The 11,209-nt window shown below is 58.4% G+C and carries 7 protein-coding genes; 4 read left to right on the forward strand and 3 right to left on the reverse strand.

Annotation, left to right across the window (positions count from 1 at the left end; translation table 11 throughout):
* Positions 1-205: 205 nt before the first annotated feature.
* Entirely contained in the window at positions 206-3,241 is a 3,036-nt protein-coding gene (locus BDD14_RS10440) for a TonB-dependent receptor (RefSeq protein ID WP_242617872.1), read from the reverse strand.
* 559 nt (positions 3,242-3,800) lie between these two features.
* On the opposite strand from BDD14_RS10440, the gene BDD14_RS10445 reads away from it, so the two are divergent.
* A complete protein-coding gene (locus BDD14_RS10445) occupies positions 3,801-3,998 on the forward strand; it encodes an acyltransferase family protein (protein ID WP_130418751.1) in 198 nt (65 codons plus the stop codon).
* A 121-nt stretch (positions 3,999-4,119) separates the two neighbouring features.
* A complete protein-coding gene (locus tag BDD14_RS10450) occupies positions 4,120-4,470 on the forward strand; it encodes a transporter substrate-binding domain-containing protein (RefSeq protein WP_130418752.1) in 351 nt (116 codons plus the stop codon).
* Between the two features lie 368 nt (positions 4,471-4,838).
* On the opposite strand, the gene BDD14_RS10455 is transcribed toward BDD14_RS10450, so the two are convergent.
* Positions 4,839-5,054: a hypothetical protein gene (locus BDD14_RS10455; protein ID WP_130418753.1), complete on the reverse strand. Its 216-nt coding sequence runs from the start codon at positions 5,052-5,054 to the stop codon at positions 4,839-4,841.
* Between the two features lie 25 nt (positions 5,055-5,079).
* Positions 5,080-5,922 carry a FadR/GntR family transcriptional regulator gene (locus tag BDD14_RS10460; RefSeq protein ID WP_130418754.1) on the reverse strand — a complete coding sequence of 281 codons (843 nt, stop codon included), beginning with the start codon at positions 5,920-5,922 and terminating at the stop codon, positions 5,080-5,082.
* A 214-nt stretch (positions 5,923-6,136) separates the two neighbouring features.
* Between BDD14_RS10460 and BDD14_RS10465 the strand changes: the two genes are divergently transcribed.
* Positions 6,137-9,448 (forward strand): TonB-dependent receptor, encoded by a 3,312-nt coding sequence (locus BDD14_RS10465; RefSeq protein WP_130418755.1) that lies wholly within the window; start codon positions 6,137-6,139, stop codon positions 9,446-9,448.
* Between the two features lie 18 nt (positions 9,449-9,466).
* Positions 9,467-11,197, forward strand: a complete 1,731-nt coding sequence (locus BDD14_RS10470) for a GH39 family glycosyl hydrolase (protein WP_242617873.1) — start codon at positions 9,467-9,469, stop codon at positions 11,195-11,197.
* Positions 11,198-11,209 lie beyond the last annotated feature (12 nt).

An 11,209-nucleotide genomic window follows, 5' to 3' on the forward strand; every position in this document is an offset into this window, starting at 1 on the left:
CCTAGAGTCGGAGTCTGCTTCCACTCTTGGCGTTTGTTCGAACGAACCACATCTCGGAAGGCGAATAGTGGAACTCCAACATAACACCTGACCACCAGCGGTTACTTCATAAACCGCTGGTGGTTTTCGCTGACGCTTATCGTGTCCCACTGGGAGGTGAAGATTGGAAAGACCGCGCTGGTGGGCGCGGTCTTTCGTTGTGGTGTCAGAACGTGAATCGGAGCGACAACTGCGCCTGCAAGGGATCACCGACGCCCAGGCGAAGAAATCCATTGAAATCGAATAGCGCAGGAGCCGTCAACGGATTGACGTTATTCGCATTGTTGAACGCGTTGAAGAGCTCCGCTTTGGGAATAAGTTCGAACCGGTCGTGGAAGCGAAATGGGCGCGCGATTCCAAGATCCAAAGAGAAATACTCGTTATTCTTCCGCAGATGGTTGCGACCGCAATCGATCCCGTTCACGAAGCGGGTAATCGAGTTATTCGGGCTACACGGCGCACCGGTCCCAGTGCCGTTCACATTATCCGTAATAGGTTGTGCCGAGTGAGCCTGCATTCGAATATTTCCCGTAAACCCCCAGGGAAGGCCATCACTCACCAGGTAGAAGTTGAACTTGTGCCGTTCGTCGCGATCCGAGTTCGAATACTCGGCCGCCAGGTTGTAGAGGTTCCCGTAACGGAAGGTAAACGGATCGCGCTCGTTCGAATCATCGTCTTTGTCAACGGAGTACACATAGTTTCCATCGAACAAGAAGTGATGTGTCATCCGCTTCTTGAAACCTACAGTGAAGCCCCTGTAGAGAGACTTTGCATTGCTGATTGTGTTCGTAACTGCGCCAAGATCAGGAAAGGGTACAGGCCCGGTATAACTCACTGTGTCTGCGTTCTGAGGAATCACTGCCGTTGGTCCAACATTGGGATTGAGAAAACGCGTCAGATAAACGCCCTTGGAAAGCGTGAAATCGAGATAGCCCACAAACTCGCTAAACAGTTGCTGCTGGTAGCCCACATTGGTCGTGTAGATGCGCGGGTTCGAATAGTTCCGGTCGAAGACGGTCACGCCAATTCCCGGAGGAAACCCGGTCTGCGGGGGCAGCGGCAGGATGTTGGGATAGGTCGGATTAACGCCGGCGAACTGGGTGATCTGCTGGTTCTGCACTCCATTCGTCGTTATCGCCCCCACCTGCGTCAGCATGTTCTGCCTGGCATTGAAGATTCCCCAACTCGCGCGAAGTACAGAGGTGCCATTGCCAGTTAAATCCCAGGCAAACCCCACCCTGGGCTGAAACAGCTTTGTCTGATTTCGAAGGTAGCCGTCGGAAGGAAATGCGGGGTTGTTCAGATACTTCCCATAGGCTGTCAGCGCCGGCGGCGTCACCGGGTCCGGGAACAGCTGTGACTCCCATCGCAAACCGTAGTTCAACGTAAATCGTTGAGTGAGCTTCCATGTATCCTGCGCAAACAACGAGTACTCATCGTTCACAATATTCGAGTAACCGGCCTGCTCGTTGGTCTCGCCCGCCTTCGTCGGCCCGTTCTGCAGATACAGCAACAACGGACTACTGCCTGTCGCCGTCCCACAACCCACAGCAGTGCTGCTGAACGTGCCATTCGAGCACGAAATCGTGCTCGGTCCATACCCATTGCCAAATGACGCCGGCGATGCATAATGCAGAAATCCGGTTACACTCCCGAAGATATAGCGGCCGTTGAAAAACCCAGGAAAGACCTGCACATTCCTGCTATGCATATACTCGCCGCCAGCTTTTATAGTGTGTCGCCCTTGTACAAGCGTAAAGTTGTCCTTCACGTCGGAGCGCGTGAATACTTCGGAAGCATCTGCTCCTAGAAAAAACGGTTGCCCAAAGCGGAAAGAGGGAGCAAATCCTATCCCCGTATCTCCCACGGCTGTGGGGTCGATCGGGAAGCGCGGTCGAGGCTCTCTGGCATACGTATAGTGAGCTTCGTTCAATCTCTCCGCCGAGATCGTAGCAATCCAGTTATAGTTGACGGTCTGAATCTTCGATGGCCCTTCAATCCCATTCGCGGAATTTCCATAGGTAGCGACGTCGAAGGTCTGGTTTGGGTTTCGCGACCGGTCGAAGGTATAAGAGCTGTACATCAAATTCTTCGCATTCACGTTGTAGTCTACCCGCCCAAACACCGAGACGTTGTTGATCTTGCGATCTACCGGCAACCCTTCCTCCTGGTTGAAGTTTGTCCTATAGAAATTCAGCAGTGTCTGACGCTGGCAGTCTCCGCTCGCATCGATCTGTGCATCTGTAATATTGCTGCGAAACACCGGGTTCGTCACACTGCACGGCGTCCCTATGACCGCGCTCAAATTCGATCGCGTGAGGTTCTCGCGGATGCCTTCGCTCGCTGCAAAGAAGAACAGCTTATTCTTCACAATCGCACCGCCGATGCTGCCCCCGAACTGCTCTCGGCTAAAGTCCTGCAACGGCATGCCATTGGAGGTGTCCGCAGACAATGCCTGCAGTCGCTGATACTCAAACAAGCTTCCATGCAGACTGTTTGTCCCCGACTTCGTGATCACGTTCACAACGCCGCCTGCGGTACGGCCGAACTCTGCATTTGCACCACTCGCGACAACCTGAAACTCTTTAACGGCTTCAAGAGTGATGTCGATAGCCGCGCGCTGGCCGCCCATCTGCTCGCCAAAGAATCCGTTGTTATAGTCGCCGCCATCCAGGCTGATGTTATTGAAAATGCCACGTTGACCGTTGATGTTGATCTCATCTCCATCCGGTCCCTGCGAGATGCTTACGCCCGGCGTCAGCGTCAGCATGTCTTCAAACTTACGACCCAGAACCGGCGTTGTCGCGATCGTTATCTCATTCAGTGTCGAAGACGAGGAGACCGTCGTTGTCTCCAACTGCGGCACAGAATTCACAACGATCGTCTCCGCCACCGAAGAGATCGTCAGCGCGACCTTCAGTGAGATCGCCTGGCCGACCGTGAGCACAATGTTCTTCTGCACCGTTGTGGCATAACCCGGCTTGGTTGCCGTAAGTTCATAGTTGCCCGTTTGCATCGATAGAAACGAAAAACTGCCGTTGCCGTCCGACTTGGTAGTGCGGGTTGCATTTGTATCCAGGCTCTTTACTTCAATCGACGCGTCAGGAACCACTCCCCCGGATCGATCCGACACCTCTCCCTGAATCGTTCCTGTTGTGCTTTGCACCTGCGCCCACCCGCCCAGAGGTGACATCATCGCCATGCCTGCCGCCAAACAGCATATGTAACCCATTGTTTTGCGCATCTCACTACCTCCAAAGAAAAACAGTGCGTAAAACTTGCCCGATAAGCAAGAGACCGTTCTACCGTAGGTATCGAAAAGGCCCTGATTGAGACTCGTTTGTCTTTCTTCTATTTGCCGTCGAACTATGCAATCGGTCGGCCGGTCGCTTGCTCCGGGCCCAACTCACGCAACAAGGTGCGCGCTCAATCCGTGCAATTACGGTAAGACGCCAGACCCAGGGCTACAGCGGATACTGCGTCGCTCAGTATTGCATCAGTTACAACGTTTCTGGCGAAATAATGAAGTGAACCATACCATGAATTCTCAGCCGTTGCGAAGTATATTTACTTCGCGGGCTGCAGTTTCAATCATAAGGACAGCCTGAGCAAGCCGAAGGATATCGGAAGTGCCGTGCTTGTAGTACGGCTTTAGCCGCTGAGGTACAGCTTTCCGCGTCGAGAACCACCGACGCCTGCAGGCCATAAAGCAAAACTAACCCAAGCCTCATGCCCTTCCCCACCTCCGCGAACTCGACGGCATGAGGGGTATCGCGGCCCTGCTCGTCTTCTTCCACCACCTCTGCTCTTCCACCATCTATACGGACAACTGGAGCCGAGGCATCCTCGCCCTCCGCAGAATCTTCGTATACGGAACCGCCGGTGTCGACGTCTTCTCCGTCCTCTCCGGCTTCCTCATCACACGTCATACGGGCGTGACACGGGCGATCTGGATGTGATGGTGAAGAGGCGCAACATCCGTGCACTACTCATACTCAGCCCATCAGCTTCTTCTACGACAAAGGTCAAACCAGAGGCGTGATGTACAAAGCACTGGAGGAGTTCTAGAAATTCGTCAACATGAAGCTGCAGAAAAGCAAGCCGGGCTTAACCGTCACATTTATTCCTATGCGAATCGACCAGATTGAGGCGGCCTTGACAGGAGGAGTAGGCGACATTATCGCCTACGAAGTCATCATCACACCCGACCGCGAAAAGCGAGTTGCCTTTCAGGAGACCGTTACCAACGTTGCCAATATTTATAAGTACTACGTCGCTTACAAGCTGGCACTGGAGCAGTCGCGGATCCGGCAAAAGCAGAAGGTTTACTGGCAAATTAAGGATGTAAGCGTGAAGAAGTCTGTTTCGAAGCTCGCAGGTGCCTCTGTTCTGGTTTTCGACCGCTTACGGCTGGCACGCCACCAACATTGAAGTAGGTCGTTACCGAGCGGGCGGTATCGCGGAAGCGATCCGCGGTTATACCCAGCTACCTGGTTATAACTCCTTAGGAGAACACATACATTCTGACAATGGGTATGGCTCGCCAAAATTGGATCCAGGCTCAATTTACGTGGCATCTTCTCTGATACAACCCATGTATGCTTCGTATGCTGAGACTGTTCATCGGCTTGATCGCTTGTAGTTTGTGTTCCCGCTGGGAATTACTGCTGGAAATTCTGGCTTTGCGGCAACAACTCAATGTCTTCAAGGCAGGACACTCCCGGCCAAGGCTCACCGCTCCGGACAGAGTCTTTTGGGTGACGTTGCGCCGGTTCTTGCCGGGTGGAAGCGCGCGCTGGTCATTGTCCAACCGGAGACAGTTCGGTGGCCTCCATCACCGCTATGATTTGACCGCCTAACTCTGTGTTCTGGTATTCCCGCAAAAAAATGACGACAAATGAAGATAGAGGTGCCAGCTTGCCGATCGCGAGACATGCCGTAACGCTTTCGTTGTCATGCGTGGCCGTCAACAGCCGACTTTCCACCCGGATGGCATTTCGGCGAACCACACCCATTCCAGTTCGATCCCGACAGCCAGAATCAGGGGCACTTCTTTCTGGTGGCCGCCTTCTTCTGCTTCTTCCTCTTTAGGATCGGCTTCTTCGTCTGCATCACCGTCTCGTGCAGCCACACTTCCTGCTGCTTGGTCTGCTCACTCATCAGCAGCGCCGTCGCATCCAGGATGTGGTCCTGCATCAGCGCTGCGGCCTCATCTCCCTTACGCTGCTCAATCGCGCGCATGATCGGCTTGTGGAACGAAAGCGTGTGTTCAAGTTCCACCAACTGCGACGTCACCAGAATCATCTTCGCCATGGCACGATGAATCGTCTGGAACAAACTGCTCGCCGTGCGGTTCTTCGATGCCTGGAAGATCGCCCGATGAAACAACAAGTCCGAGGACACAAGTTTCAGACGATCTTGCGAGCTCGACTCCAAATCCTTGACCGACTTGCGCAGCAGCGCAATATCGTCCGCGGTAGCGCGCTGCGCCGCCAGCCGCGCCAGTCCCGGTTCCATTAACAGCCGCAACTCCGTCAACTCCTGCACCGAGGTGTCGTCCAGCAGAAACAGAAACTCCATCGGCACCGAGAGCACCGCCGAGGTGTCCGTGTTCAGATAGCTGCCGTCACCCACCTTCTGCGTGATGATGCCCATGATCTCGAGCACCTTCAACGCCTGCCGCAGCGACGATCGCGCCACGTTGAAGTGCGCCGCCAGATCGCGCTCCGACGGCAGACGCGTTCCCTGCGTCAGCACGCCCTCGCGCAGCATATCCTGAAAGCGCAGGATCAGCAGTTGCGTCACATTGTCCTTGCCGTTCCCCCCCGGCGAAGCGAGCGTGTCTTCCGTGTCTCTCAAGACGACCTTTTGCATGCGACGCATACACGCATATTCCTCGAGCCGCTCCCGTTCGTCAATCGCTATCCCTCGGTAACGCAGGCCACTCATAAGTTTGCAACCGTCACAAGTCGCAACCGTGACCGATCGAACGATCGATCGAAAGAAAGCCTTGACAGCATTTTCTCAAAGGTAGTACCTTTCGCGGCAATTCAGAAACTCCTGTTTTCCCAGGGCGAAATCTTCGGAGGCCGCACGTATGTTCCACAAAATCACAACAGCCTGGACCCGGCTCACGACGCTACTGATGAGCACGATGCTCTTCACCGTCGCCGCCGGCGCGCAGGTCGAGCAGGGCAGGTTCGTCGGACATGTCCAGGACCCCACCGGCGCGGTCATCGTCGGCGCCACGGTTGAAGCCACAAACGTCGCCACCAACATCGTGCAGCGCGGCCAGACCAACGACGGCGGCGACTTCGTCATCACCCCCGTGCAGGCTGGCAACTACATCCTCGCCGTGACGGCGCAGGGGTTTCAGAAGGCGGCCACCCGCGTCATCGAGGTCCAGGTCGGCCAGATTGTCAGGCAGGACTTGATCTTGCCTGTTGGTACGGCCACTACGACGGTAGAAGTGACCTCGACCGTCCCTCTGCTCTCGACCGATTCGGCCACCTCCGGACAGGTCATCACCAACAAGCAGCTCACGGAGCTGCCCGTGAACGGCCGCGGCTTCTATCGCCTCGCGCAACTCACGCCCGGCGCCGCGCTGCTGCCCCCAACCGGCAACTCGCTCGCCATCCGCCCCGAGGTCGTCAACGGCAACGTCATCAGCGGAATCCGCGGCAGCGCAACCTCCTTCCTGATGGACGGCGTCGACGTCAGCGAGCAGCACCAGGGCGGAACCTTCATCCAGACCTCCATCGACGCCCTGCAGGAGTTCTCCGTCCAGCAGAGCCCCTACTCGGCCGAGTACAACCGCGGCGGAGCCTTCTTCAACGCAACCACCAAGTCCGGAACCAACCGCTACCATGGTGTCCTCTTCGAGTTCCTCCGCAACGAGGTCCTCGACGCGCGCAACTACTTCGCCCTCAACCGGCAGAAGCTCAAGCGAAACCAGTTCGGCGGAAACATCGGCGGCCCGCTCTCCCTCCCGCGTCTCTACAACGGCAAGGACCGCACCTTCTTCTTCTTCAACTTCGAGGCCCAGCGCCTGCGCACCGGCCTCGTCAACAACATCATCGTTCCCTCTAACGCCCGCCGCGGCGGAAACTTCTCCGACCTTCTCCCCTCGCGCCTCATCTACGATCGCAGCAACGTCGTCGGTGGCGTGCCCCAGCCCTTCCCCGGCAACATCATTCCGCAGAGTCGCCTCACTCCCCAGGCGCTCGCCATCCAGCAGTACTACCCGCAGCAGAACAACGCCACCGGGACCTTCAGCGGCACGCCATCACAGGCTATTGACTGGAACCAGTACGTCGTCCGCATCGACCACCAGATCACGCCGCAGCACCGCCTCTTCGCCCGCTGGGTCTACATCACACAGAAAGAAGTCGACCCCAACACCTCGCCCGCGCTGGGCACCGCAAACCTCACCTCCTGGGGGCAGGACATCGCCGTTGGCGTCATCTCGAACGTCGGCAGCACCATGGTCAACGAGGCCCGCGTGCACTTCCTTCCCAGCCACGTTCGGCTGCAGGGCTTTCTGCAGGGGCCGGACTGGAACGGTCTCTTCGGCGTCGCGGGCTTCAGCGATCTCCTTCGCCCCGGCGTCGGCGGAGTCTTCCCCGACTACGCCTGGAGCGGCTACGGCCCGCTGCAGGGCTCCGGCTTCGATCAGCGGCCGAAGTCCCAGGACCGCAAGGCGCTCGAAGGCACCGACAACTTCACCATCCTCAAGGGTCGCCATGCCATCAAGTTCGGCGTGCTCTTCCGCTACTACCAGTGGCTCGGGTATGACAGCGGAAACTCCTCCGGCGGGTTTACCTTCAACGGAAACGCTACCGGCAATAACTCGAGCAGCGGCGACGCGTACGCCGACTTCCTGCTGGGATATCCTTCCGCAGTGGCCCGATCGTACCCGGGGACAAACTTCGGCGGCCAGGGCCTCTACAAGCAGTTCTTCGTGCAGGACGACTACCGCGTCAACGACCGCCTAACCATCAACATGGGCCTGCGCTACGAGTACTCCCCCTGGCTCGACGGCTACAAAGGCCAGATCGGGACCTTCGATCCCACCCAGGCGAAGCCCATCATCGTCTCCGGAACCGGGACCGTACCTGACCTGACGGCGCAGCCCGCCGCACCTGCTGCCTATCAATACTTCGGGCAATACATCCAGACCAGCAGCCAGGCCGGACTGCCGCTGAACATTACCTACACCAACAAAACGCAGTTCGCTCCCCGCGTCGGCGTCTCCGTCAGCGTCGATCGCAAGACCGTCGTCCGCGCCGGCTTCGGCATGTTCTACGAGCCCGAAGGCACCAGCGGACGCGTCAACCTCAACATCCTGCCCTACCGCTTCGCCGAGACCATCAACCAGACCCAGAACGTCACGCCCACGCGCACTCTGGCGAACTACTTCCTCGGCTCGCCTCTCGGATCGACCGCTTCGACGCCGTCGATCAACCCCTCGCGTGTTCATCTCAGCATGGGAACCAACATTCACTACAGCATGAACATCCAGCACCAGTTCTCCGATCACGACCTGCTCGAGGTCGGCTACGTCGCCAATCGCGGAGTACACCTCAGCTCCTTCAACGACGCCAACGTTCCGCTCACACCCGGCGCCGGAGCCATCCAGGCGCGCCGCCCCTATCCGCTCTGGAGCGGCATCTCCTTCCAAACGCAGGATATGTCGAACCATTACGACTCGCTCCAGTCCAAGTTCGAGCACCGCTTCAACCGCGGCTTCAGCGCTCTCGTCGCCTACACCTACTCGAAGTCGCTGCAGTACAACCAGGCCTCCGCCCTCGGCGGCAACACAGCCTACGAGTACGCGCTGTCGCCCTACGACACGCCGCACAACCTCGCCATCAGCGGAAGCTATGCGCTTCCCGTCGGCCACGGCCGCAAGTACGCCAACAACACCAATGGCTTCGTCAACACCATCATCGGCGGCTGGCAGGCGCAGACCATCCTCGTCGTCCGCAGCGGAACGCCGTTCACACCGGTGGTGTCGCCCGATCGTGCCAACACCGGCGTTGCTTTGCAGCGTCCTAACCTGAACCCCGCCGGCGGCAACCCGGCGTTCCAGAGGACGATCGCCAACTGGTACGACAGATCGCGCTACGTCGTCGCTCCCATCTATACCTACGGCCAGGTCCGCGCCAACACGCTGCGCTCCGACACCTACAACCAGTTCGACGCCTCCGTCTTCAAGAACTTCGCCCTGCCCGGTGAGAGCACGCTCTCCTTCCGCGCCGAGTTCTTCAACTTCCCCAACACCGTCAGCTTCGCCGCTCCCAACAACAACTCCGCCACCTCACCCGTCGATACCGCGACCGGCGCGCAGATCACCAGCACCTCAAACACGCAGCGCTCCATCCAGTTCGCGCTCAAGTACAACTTCTAACCCCGACGAGGCCCCCCTTTGCTGCAATCTGCCAGATCTAAAAAAACTCTTCTCTCGTGCGTCCTCCTCGGTACAGCAGCAAGCGCGCTGGCGCAGGGAGTCATCCCACCCGCGCCACCTGCTTCCACCACAGGCGCGGCCACCATCACCGTCGACTTCGCCAATAAAGTCGGCCCCTACAAGCCCATCTACAGCTGGTTCGGCTACGACGAGGCCAACTACACCACCATGCGCAACGGCAAGATCCTGCTGCGCGAACTGCGTGACTTGAGCCCCGTCCCCGTCTACATCCGCGCGCATCACCTTCTCACCTCCGGCGACGGCAAGGCCGAGCTCAAGTTCAGCTCCACCAACGTCTACACCGAAGACGCCTCTGGCAAGCCCGTCTATGACTTCAAGATCCTCGACGGCATCTTCGACGAATACAAGGCCGCCGGCGTGCGCCCCATGGTCGAGTTCGGCTTCATGCCCAAGGACCTCGCCGCAGACTTGCCCAACCGCAAAGTCCCCTACCAGGTCCACTACCCCAAGAGCGCCATCAGCGGAGCCTCCAACAATCCACCCAAGGACTACGCCAAGTGGGGCGAGCTCATCCGCGTCATCACCGCGCACTTCGTCGAGCGCTACGGCAAGGAGACCGTGCTCCAGTGGTACTTCGAGGTCTGGAACGAGCCCGACATCGACTACTGGCACTCCACGCCTGAGGACTACTGGAAGCTCTACGACTACGCCGTCGCCGGTGTGAAGTCCGTCCTCCCCACCGCGCGCGTCGGCGGCCCGGCAACCACCAGCCCCTCCAGCGAGAAGGCCTACAACTACCTCAAGGGCTTCCTCGATCACGTTGCTTCGGGTAAAAGTCTCGCCGACGGCAAGTCCATCCCGCTCGACTTCATCTCCTTCCACGCCAAGGGCAAGCCCACCATCGTCGACAGCCACGTCACCATGGGCATCCAGCACGAGCTCGCCGACGCCGATCGCGGCTTTTACCTTATCTCGCAATACCCCAATTACCGCAGCCTTCCCATCATCCTCAGCGAGGCCGACCCCGAAGGCTGCGCCGCCTGCTCCTCGCGCGTGAACCCTGCCAACAACTACCGCAACGGCTTGCTCTACCCGGCCTACACCGCCGCGGCCTTCAAGGCCCTCTTCGAGTTGCAGGACAAGCACCAGGTCAACCTGCTCTCCATGCTCAGCTGGTCCTTCGAGTTCGAAGACAAGGACTACTTCGAGGGCTTCCGCTCGCTATCCACCAACGGCATCAACAAGCCCGTCCTTAATCTCTTCCGCATGCTCGGCCTCATGTCCGGCACGCGCGTCGCCACCACCAGCACCGCCAACGTCCCGCTCGGCACCCTCGTCAGCACTGGCGTTCGCCTGGTAGCCGACGTCGACGGCATGGCCACGCTCGACGACCGCAAGGCGACTGTGCTGCTCTGGAACTACCACGATGCCGACCAGCCCGCACCAGCCACACCCACATCCGTCAAGCTCAGCGGCCTTCCCACCGGCGTGAAACGTGTCCTCGTCGAGCACTATCGCATCGACGATCTCCACAGCAACGCCTACAGTGCCTGGAAGGCAATGGGCTCGCCGCAGCAACCGACAACCGAACAGTACGCGCAGCTGCAGGCGGTCGCTGGCTTGCAGTTGCTAACCTCGCCCACATGGGTCGACGTCGTCGACGGCAAGCTCGATCTCGCAACCGAGCTCCCCCGTCAAAGCATCTCGCTCGTAACCATCACCTGGTAGAGAGGGCAGACC

It is taken from the genome of Edaphobacter modestus, from assembly GCF_004217555.1.
Taxonomy (GTDB): domain Bacteria; phylum Acidobacteriota; class Terriglobia; order Terriglobales; family Acidobacteriaceae; genus Edaphobacter; species Edaphobacter modestus.